Annotated in this window: 22 protein-coding genes and 1 pseudogene; 11 read left to right on the forward strand and 12 right to left on the reverse strand. The window is 69.8% G+C overall.

Annotated features, from left to right (window positions below; translation table 11 throughout):
- Positions 1–102: 102 nt before the first annotated feature.
- From ACLJQZ_RS40865 to ACLJQZ_RS40920, 12 genes and pseudogenes are all read right to left on the reverse strand, one after another.
- The gene (locus tag ACLJQZ_RS40865) at positions 103–537 is read right to left on the reverse strand and encodes a hypothetical protein (protein ID WP_410626225.1); all 435 of its coding nucleotides are present in this window, start codon (positions 535–537) and stop codon (positions 103–105) included.
- A complete protein-coding gene (locus tag ACLJQZ_RS40870) occupies positions 530–946 on the reverse strand; it encodes a hypothetical protein (protein ID WP_410626226.1) in 417 nt (138 codons plus the stop codon). Before ACLJQZ_RS40870 ends, ACLJQZ_RS40865 begins: the two co-directional genes overlap by 8 nt.
- A gap of 187 nt (positions 947–1133) precedes the next feature.
- The gene (locus tag ACLJQZ_RS40875) at positions 1134–1370 is read right to left on the reverse strand and encodes a hypothetical protein (RefSeq protein WP_410626228.1); all 237 of its coding nucleotides are present in this window, start codon (positions 1368–1370) and stop codon (positions 1134–1136) included.
- 214 nt (positions 1371–1584) lie between these two features.
- Complete coding sequence (locus ACLJQZ_RS40880; protein WP_410626230.1) at positions 1585–1938, reverse strand: hypothetical protein; 354 nt, start codon at positions 1936–1938, stop codon at positions 1585–1587.
- Positions 1939–1950: 12 nt separating this feature from the next.
- The gene (locus ACLJQZ_RS40885; RefSeq protein ID WP_410626232.1) at positions 1951–2550 is read right to left on the reverse strand and encodes a hypothetical protein; all 600 of its coding nucleotides are present in this window, start codon (positions 2548–2550) and stop codon (positions 1951–1953) included.
- 191 nt (positions 2551–2741) lie between these two features.
- The gene (locus ACLJQZ_RS40890; protein ID WP_410626234.1) at positions 2742–3452 is read right to left on the reverse strand and encodes a hypothetical protein; all 711 of its coding nucleotides are present in this window, start codon (positions 3450–3452) and stop codon (positions 2742–2744) included.
- A 16-nt stretch (positions 3453–3468) separates the two neighbouring features.
- Positions 3469–4458: a bifunctional DNA primase/polymerase gene (locus tag ACLJQZ_RS40895; protein ID WP_410626236.1), complete on the reverse strand. Its 990-nt coding sequence runs from the start codon at positions 4456–4458 to the stop codon at positions 3469–3471.
- Positions 4455–5411, reverse strand: coding sequence for a PP2C family protein-serine/threonine phosphatase (locus ACLJQZ_RS40900; protein WP_410626238.1), 957 nt, complete (start codon positions 5409–5411; stop codon positions 4455–4457). The genes ACLJQZ_RS40895 and ACLJQZ_RS40900 overlap by 4 nt, the downstream gene beginning before the upstream one ends.
- A gap of 99 nt (positions 5412–5510) precedes the next feature.
- Complete coding sequence (locus ACLJQZ_RS40905) at positions 5511–7619, reverse strand: hypothetical protein (protein ID WP_410626240.1); 2109 nt, start codon at positions 7617–7619, stop codon at positions 5511–5513.
- 348 nt (positions 7620–7967) lie between these two features.
- Entirely contained in the window at positions 7968–9470 is a 1503-nt protein-coding gene (locus ACLJQZ_RS40910) for an ATP-binding protein (protein WP_410626242.1), read from the reverse strand.
- Positions 9471–9594: 124 nt separating this feature from the next.
- A complete protein-coding gene (locus tag ACLJQZ_RS40915; protein ID WP_410626243.1) occupies positions 9595–10218 on the reverse strand; it encodes a hypothetical protein in 624 nt (207 codons plus the stop codon).
- A 162-nt stretch (positions 10219–10380) separates the two neighbouring features.
- A pseudogene (locus ACLJQZ_RS40920) lies at positions 10381–11153 on the reverse strand (GP88 family protein).
- A 275-nt stretch (positions 11154–11428) separates the two neighbouring features.
- Between ACLJQZ_RS40920 and ACLJQZ_RS40925 the strand changes: the two are divergent.
- The 11 genes from ACLJQZ_RS40925 to ACLJQZ_RS40975 all read left to right on the forward strand — a co-directional run bounded on the left by ACLJQZ_RS40925 (position 11429) and on the right by ACLJQZ_RS40975 (position 20063).
- Positions 11429–11764, forward strand: coding sequence for a hypothetical protein (locus ACLJQZ_RS40925; protein WP_410626244.1), 336 nt, complete (start codon positions 11429–11431; stop codon positions 11762–11764).
- A 535-nt stretch (positions 11765–12299) separates the two neighbouring features.
- On the forward strand, positions 12300–12539 hold the full coding sequence (locus tag ACLJQZ_RS40930) for a hypothetical protein (RefSeq protein ID WP_410626246.1): 240 nt from the start codon (positions 12300–12302) through the stop codon (positions 12537–12539).
- 79 nt (positions 12540–12618) lie between these two features.
- Positions 12619–13038: a hypothetical protein gene (locus ACLJQZ_RS40935; RefSeq protein WP_410626248.1), complete on the forward strand. Its 420-nt coding sequence runs from the start codon at positions 12619–12621 to the stop codon at positions 13036–13038.
- Between the two features lie 241 nt (positions 13039–13279).
- Positions 13280–13945 carry a hypothetical protein gene (locus tag ACLJQZ_RS40940; RefSeq protein WP_410626249.1) on the forward strand — a complete coding sequence of 222 codons (666 nt, stop codon included), beginning with the start codon at positions 13280–13282 and terminating at the stop codon, positions 13943–13945.
- Between the two features lie 324 nt (positions 13946–14269).
- On the forward strand, positions 14270–14794 hold the full coding sequence (locus ACLJQZ_RS40945) for a YbaB/EbfC family nucleoid-associated protein (protein ID WP_410626251.1): 525 nt from the start codon (positions 14270–14272) through the stop codon (positions 14792–14794).
- The gene (locus tag ACLJQZ_RS40950; RefSeq protein WP_410626253.1) at positions 14791–15102 is read left to right on the forward strand and encodes a hypothetical protein; all 312 of its coding nucleotides are present in this window, start codon (positions 14791–14793) and stop codon (positions 15100–15102) included. Before ACLJQZ_RS40945 ends, ACLJQZ_RS40950 begins: the two co-directional genes overlap by 4 nt.
- Positions 15099–15476 (forward strand): hypothetical protein, encoded by a 378-nt coding sequence (locus tag ACLJQZ_RS40955; RefSeq protein ID WP_410626255.1) that lies wholly within the window; start codon positions 15099–15101, stop codon positions 15474–15476. Before ACLJQZ_RS40950 ends, ACLJQZ_RS40955 begins: the two co-directional genes overlap by 4 nt.
- Positions 15473–16420: a WXG100 family type VII secretion target gene (locus tag ACLJQZ_RS40960; protein WP_410626257.1), complete on the forward strand. Its 948-nt coding sequence runs from the start codon at positions 15473–15475 to the stop codon at positions 16418–16420. Before ACLJQZ_RS40955 ends, ACLJQZ_RS40960 begins: the two co-directional genes overlap by 4 nt.
- The gene (locus ACLJQZ_RS40965) at positions 16335–16793 is read left to right on the forward strand and encodes a DUF3558 family protein (RefSeq protein WP_410626259.1); all 459 of its coding nucleotides are present in this window, start codon (positions 16335–16337) and stop codon (positions 16791–16793) included. The genes ACLJQZ_RS40960 and ACLJQZ_RS40965 overlap by 86 nt, the downstream gene beginning before the upstream one ends.
- 224 nt (positions 16794–17017) lie before the next feature.
- Entirely contained in the window at positions 17018–17350 is a 333-nt protein-coding gene (locus ACLJQZ_RS40970) for a CU044_2847 family protein (protein WP_410626261.1), read from the forward strand.
- A gap of 4 nt (positions 17351–17354) precedes the next feature.
- Positions 17355–20063, forward strand: a complete 2709-nt coding sequence (locus ACLJQZ_RS40975; protein WP_410626263.1) for a tetratricopeptide repeat protein — start codon at positions 17355–17357, stop codon at positions 20061–20063.
- Positions 20064–20290: the final 227 nt, after the last annotated feature.

Here is a 20290-nt window from a genome sequence, read left to right on the forward strand (position 1 = left end):
GGGGCGGTGGCTCAGGCTGGCAGGGAAGCCCCGGCCTGAGACACCTGGTCGGGAAGGTCGCAGGAATGTGCCGCCCGGTGTGAACTGGAGAAGAGCCGCTGGTCACCTGCCGAGTTCGGTGCGCAGCGTCTGCGCGGCGGTGTGGGCGATCCACGGCGGTGAGGGCCGTCGGGCGTCCTGGCCGGAGGCCGGGATGAACCCGTTGACCGCGACGCTCCAGAAGTCCGGCCAGGGTTCGGCGTCGGAGCGTTCGCTGCGGTAGATCACGCGCACGTCCTGCCCGTCGGCGCTCCGGGTGTGCGCGGTGATCCGGATCGCGACTCGGAGCCGGTCGCGGCGCTGCACGGGCTCGTAGAGCAGCGAGACTGGTGCCGCGGGTAGGGCTCGGCACAGCTCGACGAGGACACCGCGCGCGGTATTCCAGGCGCCGCAGTCGTTGAGGCTGCCGCGGTGGGGGATGTTGCAGCTGACCGACTCGGGCAGCACGTAGGAGCGGCTCCAGTCGTAAGCGGTGAACCACAACTTCCGCTCAGCCATGGGCGGCCACCGCCGTGTTCGCCTCGGCGAGCGCGCGGTTGAGGCATTTGCTGGTGAAGCGGCGCCGCTGGTCCTGCAGCTGATCGGGCCAGGTGCTGGCGTCGGGTTCGAGAATGTTCCAGGCGGCGGTGAGCGCGGCGTCGGTGCAGCGCCCGTCGGGACCGAGGTAGGGGTAGATCGCTTCGACGACCCGACAGGCTTCCACGACACCGGAGGGGAAGCAGTTGTTCCAGACCGCGGTGATGAGCGCGGTCTTGTGCCGCCGGGTGCGAGCGAGTTCGTCGAGCCAGGTTCGAGGTTCCGGTGCGAGCCGGCGGCCGCCGAGTTCGGTTTCGATCAGCCGGCACGCCCGGTCGAATACGGACTCGGTGTCGTCGGTCGGTCCGGTGTGGATGGTCGGTGTGGTCACGGGGTGCCTCCGGGTCGGGTGCGGGTGAACCCGTCTCCCCGAGCACGCCCGCGGTCCTCGGGCGCCCCGTCGGCTTCCGCGACGGGGCAGGGAAAGACGGCGCCCGAGGGCCCGGGGTGTGCTGTGCTGGCGGTGGTCGTCCGCGCCGGCCGGAGTGCCTGAGTGCGGCGGCGGACTCAGCGGTCCGTCAGCTGCTCGCCGCCGTCGTGATGCTCACCTGTTCCTTCAATACTTGGTGGGCCCGGCGTACCAGGGCGAGAAGTTCTGCCGGAGTGCCTTCAATGACCACAATCGTCTCGTTGCCGTGGTCGCTCAGGACCACAGCGAATTCGCCGTCGGAGAGCAGCTCGCAACCGGCCTCGTCGCCAGGGCGCGCTGCCTCGACCTCGCACCGAGCCGAGATCCCGGTGTAGTCGTTACTCATCGTGTGCCTCCGCGGTGTCGCTGTCGTGGGCCGGTGCTGTGGGTGGATTCGCCGGGTTCCGGTGTTGGTGCCGGATGCGCCGGAGCGTCTGCGGGTCGAATGCGGAAAGGGTGTTCTCGGCCACCGCTGGGGAGGGCATGTTGTGGGGTTTATCGGGCGTGGAGATGACCTGCCTTGTGTCTCAAGTGGATGTGTAGGTGTCGTCTGCCTCGTGTCAGGTGCAGTCCAGGCCGCAGCGGCGGCACAGCAGCGCGACGCCGTCGGACGCGGTGTGGTCGCCCTGGTCGGGCTGCGGGGTACCGGCGGCGTCGAACCAGAGCCCGGTCGGGGTCTGGTCGTCGCAGTCCTCCGGGCGCCCGATCGGCCAGGGCCGGTTCGGCACCTCGATCACGGTGCGTCCCGGGTGGACGTACTCGCGGGCCGCTTCGTCGCTTCCGTGCCAGCGGACGAGTTCGTCGCGGCGGCGCAGGATGCCGACCGCGCGACCCTCTGTATCGGCCGCAGGGCCGTGAGAGGAGGTGGCCCCGGCGACGCGGTCGGCGAGATCGTGCGGCGAGACGGCGAACATTGAGGTTTCCCTTCAGCGGGCGCAGAATGGGCGGTGAATGGCGCGGACGATCGTGAATGGGGAGCGGCACCATCGGCAGGTAGCGCGCATGGGGTAGCGCAGTTCTGGCGGTGCGGGTGCCGGGCCGGGCGGGAACGCCGGGGCGGTTGTGCTGTCGCAGCGGGAATCCCACGGTGTGTGGTGGGTGCAGCGTGTCCCGTTGTCCCAGCGGATCGTGATCGACCAGGCCGGGTCGGTCAGGTCGCCGTCGCGGAAGCGGATGGCGAGGGTCTCGACGAGGTAGCGGCGATGCCAGTACCCGTCCCAGTAGGTGCCGCCGGCCTGTCGCGGGCCGATCGCGTCGAGGACCTCAAGCATCCGCTCCCGGTGGCGCCGCAGGCGTGCCTGCGCCGCGTCGAGCGCGCGTAAGATCTCCGGCGGCGGTGACCAGAGGCAGTCACACGGCTGCGGGTACCGCGGTTCGGGTTCTTCGGGATCCCACGGCTCGTCGGTGTCGTCGCTGACCAGGTACTCGCCGTTGCCGCCGCACGCGCGGCAGTCGGCGAGGGCCCATAGCCCGCGCAGGTGGGTTTTGCGGTATCCCGCGGGAATCGTGAACGTCGGCTCCGTCACGCGCTCTCCTTGAAGAGTCGGTCGCCGGCAGGCAGTGCCGCCGGGCTGAACGGGCCCTCGCGAGCACGGCGCGGCCCGGGATGCCCATCGGCGGACGGATCATTCGCACGCTTCCGGTCCCGGGCCGCGTTGTGCTTTTCTGGTGACCGGCGCGGGCCGCGCGGCGTTCCGATGAGTCCGGCCGTTGGCTACTACTCCTGCGAGACTGCTGACAGGAGCGAGACGAAGTGCACGCAGACCACCGATTTCCTTTGCCGTGCTAAGGAAATCACGATGTCGATGGCGTCGCGCAGGCACTCGCGCACGGCGTGGTGGCTGGGGCGGCGCGCCGGGCGGTGATGGATGACGACCTGGTCGAGTGGCCGCTGACGTTCGCGGTACTCGCCGCCTTGGTGGAGTTCCTCGACGCTGGAGAGCGTGGCGGCAAACCCGATGTCGGGCTGGAAGGCGATGTGTAGGCGCGCCCGGGGCTGCCAGCCGTCGGCGCTCGGTTGGCCGAGGTTCCAGTACGCCGTCGCGGTGTGCCGTTCCCAGTGGACGGTCGGGTCGGGGTGCGGCGTGAGCGCGGTGTCGATGACCGGTTCGGCCGGTGCGCTGGGCTCGGCGTCGTGCGGGCGGACGTCGGTCTTGTGGATGGTGAAACCCGAGCCCGGCCGTTCGCCGGCGATGGCCAGGTACATGCCCTGGTCCTGAACGACGGTGCCCAGCTGGGCGTTGTCGTCGTAGGTGAACCGGACGGGGTCGCCTGCGGTGTAGCGGTGCTGGAGCATCGGCAGCCAGTCCGTGGGGATCAGGTGGGCCGGGATGAGGGCCTTTTCCAGGTCGGTGCTGTTCGGTTGGCGCTGCCAGAGCCAGGTGAGGTTCGAAGTGGTGTCCGGATCGGACGGTGTGGTGTCGGGCATGAGGAGGTCCCTTCGGTCAGCGGGCTCCGGGTTGCGGCCGGTGCCGGGGTGCGGGGCGGTCGGTGAGGATGCGGGGGTGTTCGCGGCCGGCGGCGATGCCGTCGTGGATGGTCCGGGCCAGTTCGGCGCGGTCGAACTCGGCGACGCCGAGGTGGTGGCGGGCGGCGTCGGTGAGGTGGTGAGTGATCGCGGCGGCGCTGATCCACCCGTTGCCTAGGAGCTCCCCGAGGGCCGCGGCGGCGGCGTAGACGGTGATGTGGCGGTGGCCTTCGGTGGCGGTGGCGACGTTGCGGCACTCGGCGGTGACGGCGGCCTGGACGTAGGCGGTGATCCGGCGGCCGGTCGCCGCCAGTTCTGGGAGCACTGCGGGGCGGCGCGGCGGTGGCGGTGGGGTGAGGGCGGTGACCAGCCAGCCCGGCAGGACAGTGACCGGCAGGTCCCGGGTGACGGCATATGGCACCGGCACGCCCTGGACGACGGCGAAGGATCCCGGCGCGGTGATGGACGCGCCGGGGCCGCGGGTGTCGAGGTGCCAGCCGAGCCCGCGGCCGCGGGCCCCGACGGTGCTGCGCAGTCGCGATCCGGGCGGCCGGGAGAAGTAGCGGTGCTCGCCGCCGCGCGGGGTCGCGACGGTGAACGTGTCGACCGGGTCGGGTTCGCCTGCCCGGTGCGCTAGCAGGGCCAGGACGTCGCGGCCGTGGGTGACGCCTCTCCGGACCCACGGGAGTGGTATCGGTCCGTGGGCGGCGTCGAGGTCGAGCACCAGCAACCCCGCCGGCCCACAGGCGATGCCGACGTTGCACAACGGGTGGCGGAGCCACCAGCGGAGGATGCGGTCGGGATCGCAGGTCGCCCGCTGTTGCCAGCCGGGAATGGCGGGTCTCTTGACGCGCGGGATGAGCGGGAACACCGGCCATCCCCGCGCGGCGGCGTCCAGCGCGGCGCCAAGCAGACCGGAGGAGCCGGTGACGAGCGCGGCCGACATCGTTGTGGTGGGAGTGGTCATGGCACCAGCTCGGCCGCGACCGGGGCGGGTACGGGGTCGATGACCATGGCGGCGGCGTTGTCGGTGCCGCCGAAGTACCGGGCGGCGAGGGTCACCCGGTTCGCACACGAGCCTGGGTCGCTGAACGTCCGGACCGCGCGGAGGAGGGAGGGGTGCGGTGTGGGTTTGTGGACGCCGTCGCTGGTCAGCAGCAACCGGCGACGTGGCCCGGTCGTGGTGACGCGGCCGATGGAAGCGTCGTCGGCGGTGGCTACGGAGCTGGTGACGACGTTGTCCCGCCGGGCGGCCAGCTCCTCGAGCTCCAGCGGCCGGTCCCGGTAGTGCTCGGCGAGGCTGTCGCGCAGCTGCTGGCCTTCGGTGTGGTCGACGGTGAGCTGGGTCAGCACGTCGGCGTCGGAGTCGTATTCGTAGGCGCGGCAGTCCCCGACCCACGCGAGGTCCCACCCACCACCCTGCTCGGGCGGGAGCGGGGCGGCGACGACCATGACGGTGTCGCCGGCGTGGACGGCGGCGAGGGTGCCGGTGGCGGCGAGCAGTCCGGCGCGGGCGCCGCGGTCGGCGGCGACGTAGGCGGCGGTGGCCGCGGCGCTGCCGGCGGCGTGGGCGGCCAGGGCGCTGTCGCCGATGCCGTCGGCGAGGGCCCAGCCGTGGCGGGTGCCGGTGGTGGAGACGTGGGTGCCGGTGGCGTCGGCCTGGTGGGTGCGGTCGCCGATCCGCAGAGCGGCACCGGGCAGGAAGGTCGGGTGCTCGGCGGCGTAGCGGCGGTGGTGGCGGGCCAGGGCGCGGGCGTCGCGGTGGGATTCGGCTATCTCGGCCCACCCGCAGCGGCAGGTCGCGTGCGTCCAGCACGGGCCGTGCAGCAGCGGGGCGTAGGGCCAGCCGGGGTGGTGCCCGGCGGCGTAGGTGCTGGTTCGGTGGATGTGGTCGAGCACTGGTGGGAGGTGCGGGTGCATCGAGGAAACTCCGTTCACACGCGGGACTGGGGCGGGCCCGGCATCGCAGTGCGCGGGCCCGCCCCAGCGAGGAATCGGGTGCGGTGGTGGTCGGCCCGGCTAGACCGCGGCGCCGGTCAGCTCCGCCTCGGCCTCGGTGTCCGGCTGGACCGCCTCCTCGCCGCCGGTGGCGTCGTCACCGGTGGCGTCGGTCGTCGTGTCGCGCGGGTCGTCGGCGCCCGAGACGTCGTCGACTGCGGCGACGTCCTCGTCGAGGTCCGGGACGTCGACGGGGTCCTCGTGCCCACCGTCACGGTCGACGTCGTCGTCGGCCGGGTCGCTGTCGGTGTCCGGCTGGTGGCCGGTCTCGTCCCCGTCTGCGGTCGTGCTGGCGGCCGCGGTGTCAAGGCCACCGAGCTGGGCGGCGATGACGTCGCGCTCGGTTTCCGGGTCGATCACTTTCCGCTCGACGTCGGAGGCCGGGTAGCCCCAGTTGATGATCGCGGCCATGTACGCCTGCGAGGAGCCCCACGGCGTGCGCCAGGTGTTGCGGGAGATGTCGTCTTCGATCGCACAGAGGGTGAGGACCAAGTCGTAGAGGGTGGCCTTGCCCGCGGTGGGGGCCTTGGCGATCTTGGCGGTCAGGTCGGCGAGGGTGGCACCGACCGGCAGGCCGAACAGCTTCATCGCGAGCGGGTGGTTGCGCTCGAAGGCCCGCCGCAGCTCGTAGCCGCCCTTGGCCTTCTGCAGCGCGAGGAACAGCTGCGCACCCTGCGGCGCGTTCTTGCGCTGCACCAGCCCGGCCAGCCAATCCCGGCGCGGCGCTTCGGAGGCGTCCCAGTCCTTGTTGTTCTGGATCACCCACTTGCGGATGATCCGCGCCTTCTGGCGCTCGAGTTCGGCGGCAGCCAGCGCGGCACGAGCGGCCGCGATCTCATCGTGGTCGCTGGTCGCGTCGGTGTTGCCGAGGTTGTCGAGGTCGACGGCCTCGCCGGAGGTGCCGACGCTGGTGGTGCCGGTGGCCACGGGGGTGAAGTCCGCCCGGCCGGCCGGGGCGTAGCTGAGGGCGTGTCCATGGGCCAGGAAGTCGGCACAGCCGTAGACGGCCACCGGAATCCGCTTGTCGCTCTCGTCGTAGTCCTCCCCGAGCCAGGCGCCGTGGCCGGGGCAGGAGGCGTGGTCCTCGACGGTCAGCTCGGTGCGGGGCTCGTGCTCGGGTGTGAGGCGCAGCCGGTCGAGGGTGCGGGCGTCCCCGTCGCAGGTCGAGATCGTGTCGTCGAAGATCGTGACGCCGGCGGCGGTCAGTTCCTCGGTGAGATCCTCGGTCAGGGCCGTGAACCGCTCGTTCTCGGTGCGCTCGGCGCGCTTGCTTTCGGCGAACACCCGGAAGTTGTTGGGTTCGACCCGGGCGATGCGGATCAGTTCCTTCGCGGTGTCGGTGTCACCGGCCTCGTCGAACTCGGCGATCACCGTGGCCTGCAGCAGATCCAGCTGGAACCGCTCGGCGGCTTTGACCGCCAGCTCGCTGCGCCCGGCCTTCAGGACGTTCTCGACGTAGGCTTTGCCGTCTTTGCCGCGCGCGAGCTTGCGGGCGATGCCGGTCGGGGTGAGGTTGAACGCGGCGAGCTGCTGCAGACCGCGGGCGGTGTCCTGCAGGGTCAGCGGCTTGCGGATGGCGTCGTCGTTCTCGATGATCTGGTTGACGATCCGCTCGATGGTGGCCTTGCGTTCGTCGGCCGGCGGCGGCGTCTTGATCCAGACCGGCAGCTCGCAGCCGGCCTCGCGGGCGTTGAGGACGCGGCGCTGGCCTTCGGTGACCACGATCGCGCCGGTGTCGTAGTCGCGGTAGCCGTTGGTCGCGGTCTTGACGCCGTGGGTCTTGAGGTTCGCTGTCGTCTCATCGTCGGCTTCGGCGTTGTCGGTGCGGACGTTCTCGGCGATCAGCACCTCGTGCGGGTCGGCCAGGACAACGGTGTTGATCTCGGTGTCCCACTGCGCGTGAAGCGCCGCGCGATCCTCATCGGACAGGTCGTCGAGCGGGGTGTCGCCGGAGTCATCGGACACGTCATCGCCGGACACCGCCTCGTCGGCGTCGACGTCGTGTTCGGTGGTGTCGTCCTCGACGCCGGGCACCGCGACCGAGGTCTCTGTGGTCACGGCCTCCGGCGTGGCGGTGGTGTCGAGGTTGTCGGTGTTGCGCTGGGTGGGCAGGTCCATCGTGCTGGTCACTGGGCAGCTCCTTTTACGAGAGCTGGTCGGTCACCTGCGTGCGCCGGTGACCGACCTCCAACCCCGCACTGCCCGTGTGCTGTTGTGGAGCAGCAGAACGGCGGAGTGCGGGTGTCCCGGTCGGGACGCACTCGACCCAGCGGGGCCGCCCGCGACGGCGGAAAGCCCGCCCTGGCGGCGATTCCGCAGCCAGCGCTGCGAACTGGCGGGCTTTTGCCGTCGCCAGGCTCCGCTAGAGTGCGTCGTCCCGACCGGAACACCCGCACCGCTTCCTGTGCCGCACCAGCACTTCCTCAACCCCTCTCCCGACACGGGAAAGAACATCTGCGACACACTCCCGCGCTGCGCTTATGGCTCGAGGGGGATGTGCAGAAGCTGGAAGGCACGGCGGCGCTGGGCGAGAATCAGCCTGATGTCGCCAATACTGGGGAGCGGGCGTCCGTCAAAGTCAGCCATGGTCCAGGCCAGGTGCAGGCAGCGCACGGCGGTGTGGGTCGCGATCGCGCCTTTCCGTGTGGCGTCATCCAATTCCTGGGTGACCTCGGCGGGCACACCGTCGACGGCCTCGCCGAGACCGATCGGCTGGCCGGGTTCGGGGAGGGCGCCCCAACGGTGGAACGCCCGCTCGCGTGCTTTGACGACACCAGCGCGGACCGCGTGCAGCGGCCGCAGGGACGGGTCGGGGTCGGTGAGCGTGAGCCGGTGCAGGAACAGGTCCGTGCCGGCGAGCAGCCACCGAGGGATCCTGTCGAGGTAGAGGGTTCGGTCGCCGGGGCTGCAGGTGCAGTCGCAGGCGCGGGAGCACCGGCCCGGGCAGTCGCGCGCGGTGAAGACCACGCGAGCGCCTGCGGGCCGGGTGACGGTGTGCCCGCCGGTGGCGATGGTGACGTCGCGGCCCTCGAGCAGCGGGTGCAGCGCATCGACGGTGGCGTGGGTGAACTCTGGCAGATCCTCGATCACCAGGACGCCGCGGTGCGCGAGGGACAGCATGCCGGGCCGGGTGGCGGACCCGACGACGGCCGCGGTGGTGCAGCTGTGGTGCACGCAGATCCGCGGTGGGCGGGTGATCAGCCCGGTCGAGGGAAGGGGCGCGCCGGCCAGCGAGTGCAGGCTGGTGACCTCCAGTGCTTCGGCCTCGGTGAGGTCGGGGGTCAGTGTGGTGATCAGCTGGGGCAGTAGTGAGGCTCCGGTGCCGGGGCGGGCGAGGAACAGGGTGTGGTGCCCGCCTGCGGCGGCGAGTGCGGCGGCTCGCACAGCGAGGGGGTCGAGGTGTGTCCAGGTGTCGGTGGTCCACAGCTCGTCCGTTGGTTCCGTGTCCTCGTCGCTACCGGAGTGAGCTGCTGCAGTGGGGCCGACGGCGAGCCAGGCGACGAGTTCGGTCAGGTCACCGACCGGGACGGCGGTGATACCGGGGGCCTGGGCGGCTTCGGCAACGTTGGCGGCGGACACGACGATGTGGGTGAACCCGGCTTTCGCGGCGGCGACCGCGCGGGGCAGCACACCCGGGACGGGGCGGACGGTGCCGTCGAGACCGAGTTCGCCTACGAGGGTGGTGGCGACCAGCCGGCGGGTCGGGACGGTTCCGGAGGCCAGCAGCACCGCGGCGGCGACTGCGAGGTCGACGTCGGAGCGCGGATGGGCGGTGGAGCAGGTGACGTGGACGATCCGCTCGCCCCAGGTGTAGCCGCTGTTGCGGAGGGCGGCGCGGACGCGATCGCGGGTCTCCCGCGAGACGGTCTCGCTGAGACCGTGTACGCGCAGTTCGGCGTCGCCGACGCCGAGATCGACACGGACATCGACGATGAGGGGCTTCAGGTCTTTCAGGGTGACGACGCGGGTAAGGGACTGCATGAACAAGGTCCTTCCAGGTAGGCGAACAAAGGGGGTGTGGTGGCGACGAGACAGCTGCGCCCCCACCGCGTTCGGTGAGGGCGCAGCGCCCGGCCGTGCGGGCAAGGCGAAGGGTGCCGGGTGTCTAGCCGGCCGCTTCGCGTTCGGCGACGTCGGTGGTGAGGGAGGCCATGCGATCGCCGACCAGCTCGGCCAGCGCGAGTGCGTGGTCGGGGCTGGCGTCGATGCTGAACCGGACCCGGTGCTGCCCGTCGCGCCACAGCGGCTGCAGGACCTGCGCGGTCGCGAACAACGGCTGGCCGTAGGCCCCGACCGACACCGTGTGCGCGCCGGGGCGGTGCTGGGCACCGAATCGGGTGCCGATGGCGTCGAGGACGCTGCTGAGGTCCGCGGCGTCGCGGCGGCGCCGCTCGGCCAGGTCCCGTGCGGCGTCGATCAACTCGATCACCTTCGGGATCAGCCGCCGCCGCAGATCACTGGCGACCTCGGCGGCCGGGCGGTTGCGCGCGACGGTCACATCGGGGCGGACCATGCCCGCGGGCTGATGGGGCGACAGGTCGCGGGAGAGCCACGTCTCCAGCACCAGGCGCTCCCCGCGCGGTGCTGATCGGACGGTGACTCCGACCCAGCCACCCTCGGGGCCGACGAGTGCGGCGTCTTCCCCGACGCAGTGCGCTGTTGTCGCATGCCAGCGATCACCGAGTGCGTCGGCGACGTCGCGCAGGTAGTGAACCAGCTCGTTCGACATCGTGAGGTCCCCCTTCGATTCTGGTGGTGCCCACCCGAGGCCGGACGATCCGGCGGGCCCGGTGGGCACGGAACGGGGCTCGGTGACAGCGCGGCTCCGGGCGCGGCCCCAGTGGTCGGTGGTGAGGTCCAGCAGGAAGCCGGGGCCGCGCCCGGGGCCGCGCTACTGTGCGTCGGCGGCCGTGCCCGCCTGGCTGTCGTCGCCCGCAGCGACCTGGGTGGCTGCGGTGGCGCGGGCACGACGTTCAGCGCGAGCAGCATCGACCCCGGCCTGCCACCGACTCCAGCGCCGCCCGGCCTGTCGAGCCTTGAAATGCGCGATGTTGTTCGCCGGGATCCCGACTGGAGTCGGTCCGAGGACCGCGAGCAGGTCGGACTCTTCTTGGGAGTGCCAGCCTGCGTCGGTGATGGACTGTTCGTCGGGGAAGACGTCGGCGACCCGGTCGATGGTCGGGTCCAGCGTGGAGTCTTGGGTGCCGCCGTAGGAGTAGACCCACCAGAAAGTTCCGCGGCGGGTTCGGCTCCACGAGTTCGCGGAACGCGGCGACTTTCTTTGGTGTAGGCGTAGAACCGGGTGCGCTGCCGGGCGCGCATGATCTCCAGCCACGCCGTGAGGTAGGCGCGGGAGTAGAAGTCGCCGCTGTCGTGGACTCGAACCCACGCGTCGATGAACCGATTGTGCGACAGCTCATCCAGCATCGCACGCTGCCAGCCGGACAGGTCATCCAGTGTCCAGCGCAGGTTTTCTTGATGCCGCGCTTTCACCTGGGGAAAGAGATAGGTGCCATTGCGGGCGTAACACGCCTGCGCGCACACGCCGGCCGAGGGGCAGGCGTTGTAGTTGCGACCATCAGGGAGCTTGCCCGCAAAGGCAGGCAGGGACCAGTTCCAGATTCCCAGCCGTTTCAGTTCTCGGTTCTGCCGCAGCAGCGTCATTGGTGACCACCGTCCTCATGCCACTCGATGCATGGGGAGGCCACACCAAGATCCGGTTCTTCCACCGTACACCTGGAATGGCGCTGCGGCGATAAACCCGGAAAACGGAAACTGCTCGTCCTGCGGGAATGCAGGCCTGTGGTCAGCTCGGCGAGCTCGCGCCGGCGGAATGCCCTCTCTGAGGACGTCCAGGCTGGCGGCCGCGTGGACACCCGCAGTGACGGAGTGCTCGTCGCTGACCGGCTACAGCTCATCCGGAAATGTGAACGCAACTCGTGATCGAGGTGGTGAGGCTGGCGACTTGCCTGTCACGCGCCGAGCTGGGGGCCTTGAGCATCGTGGTCTTGGGGTTGCCGGCCGGGGCGTTGGCGGCCTGGCCGCTGCTGTGGGCGGCAAGGTTGGAACGGGCGTGGCTGGTCGCCCTGCTCGCTCCCGTTCCCGTGGTGGCGATGTGGCATCTGCTGGATCTGCTCTGGCTTGACCTCGACGTGCGCGACGGACGGCTCAACGCCGTGTCGCTGCTGGCCCTGACGGCCGGAGGGTATGCGGCCGCTGCACTGGTCACCGCACCCGGAGTCCGACTCCGGTGGTGGCGGTCTCGATCGCGATGACGGCCATGACCGTGCCGCCCCTCGCGCGTCACGCCGAGCAAGCCGGCACAGCCCAGGCAGGCGAACAACCAGCTTGAGCGCCGAGTGCATGCCTTCGACCCTCCGCTGTATTCCCCGGACAGCCAAAGTGCCGGCTATCCCACGTTCGACACCAGCTGCTGCGGACCAGGACAGCGAAACCCACGACGCGCGCCCGTACCGATTGGCGGACGTTTAGCGCCACCGTCGGTCAGGTCCGTGACGACCGCACGGTACGCGCCCAGACGATCTGGCCCAGTGCAGAACGACCATCGCGGCCAGCTCGGCGCGCAGTTGCGGAAGCTGATCCCGGTGGCGAGCCCAGACCTGCAACGCCTGGACGCTGACGAGGGCATCGCCGGAATGTCGCCGAGGTGTTGCATCGGCCGGCGCAGGAGCGACTCCCCTCGTACACCCGTTTCACCGAAGTGGGGACCAGTCAAGGGGAGGTCGACGTGATCGACCATTTCCTGCCGCCCACAGCCAGCCGCTGACCTTCGCCGGCGCGTTCGCTCTGGTGGCCCCGCTGTCGTTCTGGTTGCTGAGCAGGGTCGGCTTTCCGTCGTGGCCTGCGGACCCGTCCCCGGAGTTCTTCGGCTGGGAACGGGACCGGGTACTTGCGGTGGCCAAGGGCACGGCGACCAGCGCGACCGGGTTCCTGACCTCAATGATCGTCGCGCTACTCAAAGAGGAGATCAAGATCGATGTGCCGGGTATCGCGGTGCTGGGCTGCATGCTGGCGCGGCCGGACTGCTGATGTTCGCGACGCGGATGAGCATCAGCGTCCGAGCCTCAACCGTCGTCAACGTCGCGAACAGCCTGAAGCCAGGCGCGAAATGACGACGCAGCTCATCTATGCCGTCCTCGGCGGTGCCGGGTTCGGCGTGTTCGCCGCAGCCATCGCCCGATGGCTGTCTGGCGGCCGGGGCCTGCCGAAACCGCCGCCGCCTCTGCCTCCACCGGAACAGCCTGATCCACAACTTGAGCAGCAGCGTGATCCACAACACGACAGCGGTTCCGAGGGCGAGCCGCACACGTCCGACAAAGCGGCGGCGGAGGAGCTGGCGAAGGTAGAGGAAGAGATCAGGAAGCAAGCCGAACATGAAACCCAGCGCAAGATCATTGCGGCTAAGCAAGAAGCCCTGAAACGGCGGGCATCCAAGATCAAGATACCGTCCGGACCGCCCACCGCCCAGTCGAAACCGCCGGCCGGCGAGTCGCGACCGGCCGGGGGCGTCGCGCAGGACGCCGGATAAGCCACCCGTTGCCGGAAGAGACGACCGGGCGACGCGACGAGTTGTACCTGACGACGATCTACGGCTTCGTCCAACGGCCGAGGCCAACATCAAGGCAAGGTCGGCGAAGTGGCAGAAGGTCCCACCGGCCTCACCGCGCTGACTGGGCTACCCGAGAATGTCGTTGCCGCGCTGCCCGAACGCGCGCACCTGACCACCCTCGCCTGACCCATTCCCGCCTGAACGCCCCGTGGAGAACTCGATGATCACACCCGCTGCCCGCATCCGCCACGTCGGCGTCGCGATCCTGACCGTCACTGCGCTCGCGGCCTGCGCGCCCGGCCCGCTGAAAGCCGCCAGCGCCGCGGGCCAGACACCCGCCAGCCTGGCCGCGCCCACGACCAACGCGCCGGTTCCGGCAGCGGGAACCTGCAAGCTGGGCAGCCACAACGGCCAGGACCTGCCCGACCCGCACTGCACCCCCGGCACCATCAACGGCCAGGTCACCCAGGCCACCATCGGCGACACCATCTGCAAATCCGGCTGGACCAAGACGATCCGCCCGCCGACGTCGGTGACCGGCAAGCTCAAGACCCAGATCGACACCGCCTACGGGCTGCCCACCTCGACCACCGGCGAGCTGGATCACCTGGTCAGCCTGGAGCTGGGCGGCGCACCAAGTGACCCGGCGAACCTGTGGGTCGAGCCGGGCAAGATCCCGAACCCGAAAGACGCGGTGGAGAACAAGCTGCACTCCGCGGTCTGCTCCGGGCTGGTCCCGCTGGCCACCGCGCAGAAGGCGATCGCGAGCAACTGGACCACCGCCTTCGACGACGCCGGCCTGCGGGTCGCCAGCGGCAAGGTCTGCCTGCGCGACACACCGTCCCGCTGTGTGGGCTCCCACCGCGGCGACGAAGACGGCAACTGACCATGCCCGACGGCCCGATCCACTACGGCCCCCGGATAACCAGGTGACTGGTCCGCGCGCCGGTGAGACGCAAGGGCCGTCGGGCTCCAGTCACCCGGCCCGACGGCCTAGGCATTGAGATCCTGCCGATCGACTGGTCGCCTCGCGAGTCCTGCCCTGATCAAGCCATCGTATGGCGTGTGGCCAGCACCCGAAGAAGCCTTACGCGAAAGTGATGGACTTCCGGTTCCGTCGGCGCGAGACCTGATCAGTTACGCTGGCCCGCGTGGGGTCACCAGCCTGCGACCACCAGTGATGGCCGCAGGTCCTGACCTCGGAAAGTGCGTGTCGGGAACGTGGGGAGGCGACACCGACGTGGTGTTCAACGCGGACGTCATGCGGCGACAGGCCGCAGAGCTGGACGAAGAACTCGAGCGGGTGCGGTTCACCGGCCAGTCCCGCGACGGCGCGGTGACCGCGGCCGTGAGCGGCCACGGCCGGCTCCTGGACCTGAAGATCAGCGCCGCCGCGATGCGCGGCGCCCACCCACACGTCGTCGGGCCTGACGTGGTCGAGGCCGTGGCGGCCGCACGCCGGCAAGCCAGCACCGTGGCCACCGCGAAGATGCGCGCGGTCCTGGACAAGGACCAGGTGTGGCAGCCCGCTCCCGTCCGGCCATCAGGCGGCGTCGCCGTCAACAACTGGGTCGGCCCCGCCCAGGACGACCGCACGCAACCGGACCCGGTCCAACCGAACCTCGCGCCGGCGTCCGCGCGTCCCCGGCGGGTCGAGGTCGAGGAGGAGAACTTCGAGAACCTCGACTTCCTCGCCGACGACAGCAGCGAGCACGAGGAACGGGGACACTGGTGAACTACCAGGACGAGCTGCACAACCTCGCGCGGGAGATCGACACCGCCGTGGCCACGGTCGCGCAGACCGCGCGCGGCGCCGAACAAGCTCCGCTGCAGTGGCGCCTGCCGGGCGAGCTGGGTTCGGTGACCGTGTCCGGCGCCGGTGAACTGACCGCAGTGACCCTCGAGGTCGCCGAGCTGCGCCAGTACTCCGCCGACGCCTTGGCCCGCACCCTGCTGCAGAGCATCCGGGATGCCGAACACCAAGCCGATCGGCAGCGCAGCGACACCGTCGCCGCGGCCGTCACCGAAACGGGGCTGGCATGACCTTCGACCCCAACGACATCTCCGGCCGCGGCTACCGGGTCTATCCCGAAGCGTTGCGCAAAGCCGCCGACGACGTCGCCGGCGCGGCCGAGCTGGTCACCACGTTCGCCCGGACGGATCTCGCCGGGACCCTGATCGGCGAGTTTGATCTGGGCTTGCCCGGGACGTTGACGACGATCATGCCCAACGTCCACGGTGCGGGAACGGCCGAGCAGTACAACCGGGCCGTCGAGACCATCCGCGGAGTGTCGGCCAAGAACGCCGAAACGCTACAGCAGCTGGCCCAGGCTCTGAAGACCGCCGCCTCCTACTACGAACAGCAGGACGCCGCCGAGTACGAGCGGCTCAAGAAGCTCGAGGGAGGCCTTCCGTGAGCGACACGCCTACGCCATGGACGACGGACTCGCCGGCGCCGGTCACGCCACCTCAGGCGGGTATGCCCTATCCCACCGACTCCGATGAGAAGATCCGCTACTGGGCCGAGTTCATCGGCGCGCAGGGCATCGTGACCTTGCTGGACAAGCTTCGCGTTTTCATCGCCGGCGACATCGGCAAGGTCCTGCAGCTCGCAGACAGGTTCGCCAACGAATCGGCCCTGTCCGACGCGGCCAAGCAGCTGAGCGAAGCCAAGTTGAGCCTGTCGAAAGCCTGGCACGGCGACGCCGCCGACCAGTTCAGCGACTACGCCGGTAACGCCGTGACCGTCCTGGGGCAGAACCAGAACTCGTTGATCAGCCTGACCAACACGATGTCCGCCATCGCCCAGACGATTATCGACACCTACAAGAACCTGCTCACGACCATGGGCAAGTGCGCGATCAACCTCGCCCAGCTCGGCGGGAAGATCGGTATCGCCGTCGCGGAATCGACTGCCGTGCCCCCGCTGGCGGTCATCGGGTTCAAGGACGTCGCCGACGCGATCAACTCCGCGTTCGCGACATTCTGGACTGACTGCCTGACCCTGCTCGGCGGGATGATGACCGACATCGGCAAGCAGATCGGCAACCGCCTTCAGCTGTCCATCATCGAAGCCAACTTCGCCACGCTGCCTGACGTCGGCGATAGCCGGGCGTCATCGACGACCCGGCCCGCTGGCAGGTCAAGCCGGGAGCCACCCACTCATGACCGATCGCCGCACCCTCTGCGCTGCCCTTACCGCCCTGCTGGTTTCGGGGCTGAGTGCCGGCTGCTCGACGGCTCGGCCGCCGGTTCCGCCGATCCCCGGGGTCGGGATGAGCGGGGCCGGCCGGTTCCGCACCGATCCGTGCGCCGCTGTCACCGTCGAGCAGCTCACCGCCCTCGGTTTCACCGGCGGTGAACGCAGCCGCGACGGGAACCGGTGTGACACCAAGTTCGGCGCGGTCGCCAACGTCAGCACCTCGAACCGGAGCGACAGCCTGCCAATCTTGTATCAAGAGCACGCCCTGGGCCATGACACCGGCAACCACTGGGAGCCGATCCTCGTCGAGACCATCTACCCGGCGGTCATCGTGTCCATCGATGAGAACGTTCCCAGCAAGCAAGCCGACGGGCCGCGCGGCTGCACCCTCGCACTCGCCGCCGACAACACCACCCTCGTCTACATCAGTGCCGCCACCGCCGACGAACCCGAAGCCGGGCCGTGGCAGCACGACCCCTGCGGCGCCGCACAGAAGATCGCCGCCCTCGCCGTCGCCAACCTGACTGCGTAACCGCGCTGTAGGTGCTTCTGTCGGTGCCCCCACTCGACCACGCCGGGTTCTGGCCAGCCGTGCACTGACGAACACTCGGTCGGCGATCGCACCTCCCACTGACGCACGCTCATGCCGATGACCGGACGCTGCTGGACTACGGCTCGACATCGCCGGACTCGGGCCGGGTAACACGGTGGCCAGCAGAAGCGACTGCCTGAGATACCAGTGACGAGGGAGTCGTGATGGCTGGTCAGGTTGTGCCGATGCGGTTCGGTGACGTCGAAGTGCTGGTGTCGACGGTGCCGGTAGCGGGAACCGAGCCGACATCGACGCTCGGTAACGCCGGAACGAAGGCCCTGGACGCGCTCGGGCGTGCACAGGATGCGATCGTGGGCGCGGCGACGTCTGCGGCCCAGGTGCTGGGCAAGCTGGCGTCGGAGTCCACGCGGCCGGACAAGCTGGAGGTCGAGTTCGGGCTGGGGTTTTCGGCCAAAGGCAACGTGATCATCACAGGCGGCTCGATCGATGCGACGCTCAAGGTGAAGTTGACCTACGAGTCGAAGCCGACGGAGTAGGCAGATGCCGGCGGATCCGCGTATTCCCGGTTATCTGGGCCGGGTCCTGACCGCAGCGGGTTTGCCGGTGGGTACGTGTTTCCAGGTCGCTCCCATGGTGCTGGTGACGGCCTGGCACGTGCTGAACGACCTGGACTGTGGGGCTGAGGACGACGCTGTCGACGTCGATGCTCTCAACGGAGCCCTTCAGGTAACCAAGGCGCGGGTGTTGCGGACAGATCTGCTGCGCGATCTGGCTGTGCTGCGGGCGGACGCGCCGTTGCAACGGTCGGTGACTGGGTGGTTCGCGACCGACCGGGTGCCGCTCAACGAGCCGGTGGTGGTTACCGGTGTGTCGCACGTGGACGACCCCGGGCACGAACTGGAGTACCTCGACGCACCGGGCGAGTGGGCAGGCGGGACGACCCGGGACAGCGAGGTGCCGCTGGGCCGGTTGTCGGCGAAAGACGTGATGAGGGGGATGAGCGGCGCCCCAGTCCGCCGACGGTCCGACGATCATGTGGTCGGGGTGGTGTCCGCGCGGTACAACTCGGGCGATGGCTGGCTGGCCCACTCGGTCTGGGTGGCACGTAGCGAAGACGTACGACGTTTGCTGGCCGGGATCGAAGACGTGACGTTCGAGCGCAGGCCTGATCCGGTTGAGGCGGCCGATGAAGGCGACGCACGCCCGTCGGGGCGCCGGGTCGAATGGCCGTACCGCTGCGGAGTCGTGCCACCACGGGCCGACGCGTTGCAGGTCCGTGCTACCGGCGGGTGGGCGGCAGACGCGGTCGGAGCAGGCGAGGCGGCCGTATCGACCAGTGTGTTGTCCGGCATGGGCGGAGTGGGCAAGACCCAGTTGGCCGCCGACCACGCTGAGACGGCGTGGGCCGCTGGTGACCTGGATCTGCTGGTGTGGATCACTGCGGCTTCCCGCGACGCGATTCTGTCCACCTATACCCGCGTCGCTGCCGACCTGACCGGGGTGGACGAACCCGATCCCGAGCAAGGAGCGCAGCGGCTGCTGTCGTGGCTGGTGAACGCGTCGAAGCGGTGGTTGATCGTGCTGGACGACGTGCAAAGCCCGGGTGACCTGCGAGGGTTGTGGCCGCCGGCGACGTCGTGGGGGCGGGTGGTGGTGACCACTCGCCGCCGCGATGCCGCCCTGCGCGGCCGGCACCGCCGCCTGATCGAAGTCGACGTGTTCTCCGATGCGGAGGCGGCAACGTACCTGTCGGCTGCGCTCGCCGACCATCCGGATCTGATCGAGGGCGCCACCGGATTGGCGTGGGCATTGGGGTGTTTGCCCCTGGCGCTGGCCCAGGCCGCCGCGTTCATGCTGGACCGGCAGCTCTCGTGTCTTACCTACCACGCGCGCTTGGCAGATCGGCTACGCCGGCTGAGGTCATTGCTACCCGAGGCCGAGAGCCTGCCCGATGAGCATCAGGCGACAGTGGCCGCGACGTGGTCGCTGTCGGTCGAGCAGGCCAATCGGTTGGAGCCGGCCGGGCTGGCCGGGGTGTTGCTGGAGATTGTCAGCCTGCTGGATCCGAACGGTGTTCCAGCCGTGGTGTTCACCGCCGCCCCTGTACTGCAGTGGCTCGGCGATACCGTCGGGCGTCCTGTCGGCGAGGACGACGCGCGGGATGGGCTGGCGTGTCTGCACCGGTTGAGCCTGATCACCTGGAAGCCGGATTCCGCGCTCCGGGCGGTGCGGGCCCATGCTTTGGTGCAGCGCGCCACTCGCGACAGCCTGCCCCAGGCTCGGCTAGCGGTCCTGGCGCGTGCGGTGGCCGACGCTTTGGTCTCGGTGTGGCCGGACATCGAGACGGATACTGTCCTGGGTCAGGTATTGCGGGCAAATGCCGATGCGCTGTCCGCGGCCGGCGACGCGTGCCTGTGGGAGCCGGCCGCGCACCCGCTGTTGTTCCGCGCCGGAACCAGCCTCGGCGAGAGTGGTTCGGCCGCCCAAGCAACGAGCTACTTCCAGCGGTTGCGTGCCACCGCGGTTCGTCGCCTGGGTCCTGACCATCCCGACGCCCTGGACTCCCGCCACAGCCTCGCCCGATGGCGCGGCGAGGCGGGAGATCCGGGTGGTGCAGCTGCTGCGCTGAAGGAGTTGCTGGCTGACCGGGTGCGGGTCCTGGGTGCGGAGCATCCCCATGCCGTCGCCACTCGCCACAGTTTGACCCGCTGGCTTGGGGAGGCAGGGGACCCGGCGGGCGCAGCCGCCGTGTCGGAAGAATTGCTGGCCGACCATCTGCGGGTGTCAGGTGCCGAGCACCCCTCCACTCTGGCCACTCGTCACCACCTCGCCTACTGGCGTGGGGAGGCCGGGGATCCAGCAGGGGCAGCCGCCGCGCTGGAAGAGTTGCTGATCGATTTGGTACGGGTGCTGGGAGCCGATCATCCCAACACTCTCATCGCCCGCCAAAGCCTCGCTCGATGGCGTGGAGAGGCCGGTGATCCAGCGGGGGCGGTAGTTGCGCTGAAGGAGTTGCTGGCCGACCGGAGGCAGGTGTTGGGTGCCGACCACCCCGACACCCTGGCCACCCGCCATCACCTCGCCCAATGGCAGGGAGAGGCAGGAGATCCGGCGAGCGCGGCCATTGCGTTCGCCGAGTTGCTGACTGACCGGTTGCGGGTGCTGGGTGCCGACCACCCCGACACCCTGGCCACCCGCCACCACCTCGCGCAGTGGCGAAATCGACTATCCAAGAGCGTACCCACCTGACCGCAGGGTCTTTACTGCTGCGAACACGTGCGCTGCAACTGCACTGCAAGAACCCCGGACTCGACTGCAAGTGGACCCGTGGCACAAACGCACTCTCTTGCCGAAGAGCGGGCGGTTGCCTTCACTGCAGAAGCCGCCGCGTACCGAGCGGCGGACTCAGCCGCTGCCGGCTCGTTCACCACCGACCCGGGCCAGGGACCGGTGACGATGGCTGAACCCGAAGACAC

The sequence above is a fragment of the Amycolatopsis sp. cmx-8-4 genome (genome assembly GCF_046548675.1).
GTDB lineage: Bacteria > Actinomycetota > Actinomycetes > Mycobacteriales > Pseudonocardiaceae > Amycolatopsis.

Coding starts and splice junctions, on each gene's coding strand:
- ACLJQZ_RS40935 (WP_410626248.1), top strand. CDS start 12,619: ATGACGACGCAGCTCATCTATGCCGTCCTCGGCGGTGCCGGGTTCGGC.
- ACLJQZ_RS40895 (WP_410626236.1), bottom strand. CDS start 4,458: ATGACCACTCCCACCACAACGATGTCGGCCGCGCTCGTCACCGGCTCC.
- ACLJQZ_RS40965 (WP_410626259.1), top strand. CDS start 16,335: ATGAGCGGGGCCGGCCGGTTCCGCACCGATCCGTGCGCCGCTGTCACC.
- ACLJQZ_RS40865 (WP_410626225.1), bottom strand. CDS start 537: ATGGCTGAGCGGAAGTTGTGGTTCACCGCTTACGACTGGAGCCGCTCC.
- ACLJQZ_RS40900 (WP_410626238.1), bottom strand. CDS start 5,411: ATGCACCCGCACCTCCCACCAGTGCTCGACCACATCCACCGAACCAGC.
- ACLJQZ_RS40915 (WP_410626243.1), bottom strand. CDS start 10,218: ATGTCGAACGAGCTGGTTCACTACCTGCGCGACGTCGCCGACGCACTC.
- ACLJQZ_RS40880 (WP_410626230.1), bottom strand. CDS start 1,938: ATGTTCGCCGTCTCGCCGCACGATCTCGCCGACCGCGTCGCCGGGGCC.
- ACLJQZ_RS40940 (WP_410626249.1), top strand. CDS start 13,280: ATGATCACACCCGCTGCCCGCATCCGCCACGTCGGCGTCGCGATCCTG.
- ACLJQZ_RS40955 (WP_410626255.1), top strand. CDS start 15,099: ATGACCTTCGACCCCAACGACATCTCCGGCCGCGGCTACCGGGTCTAT.
- ACLJQZ_RS40890 (WP_410626234.1), bottom strand. CDS start 3,452: ATGCCCGACACCACACCGTCCGATCCGGACACCACTTCGAACCTCACC.
- ACLJQZ_RS40910 (WP_410626242.1), bottom strand. CDS start 9,470: ATGCAGTCCCTTACCCGCGTCGTCACCCTGAAAGACCTGAAGCCCCTC.
- ACLJQZ_RS40975 (WP_410626263.1), top strand. CDS start 17,355: ATGCCGGCGGATCCGCGTATTCCCGGTTATCTGGGCCGGGTCCTGACC.
- ACLJQZ_RS40970 (WP_410626261.1), top strand. CDS start 17,018: ATGGCTGGTCAGGTTGTGCCGATGCGGTTCGGTGACGTCGAAGTGCTG.
- ACLJQZ_RS40875 (WP_410626228.1), bottom strand. CDS start 1,370: ATGAGTAACGACTACACCGGGATCTCGGCTCGGTGCGAGGTCGAGGCA.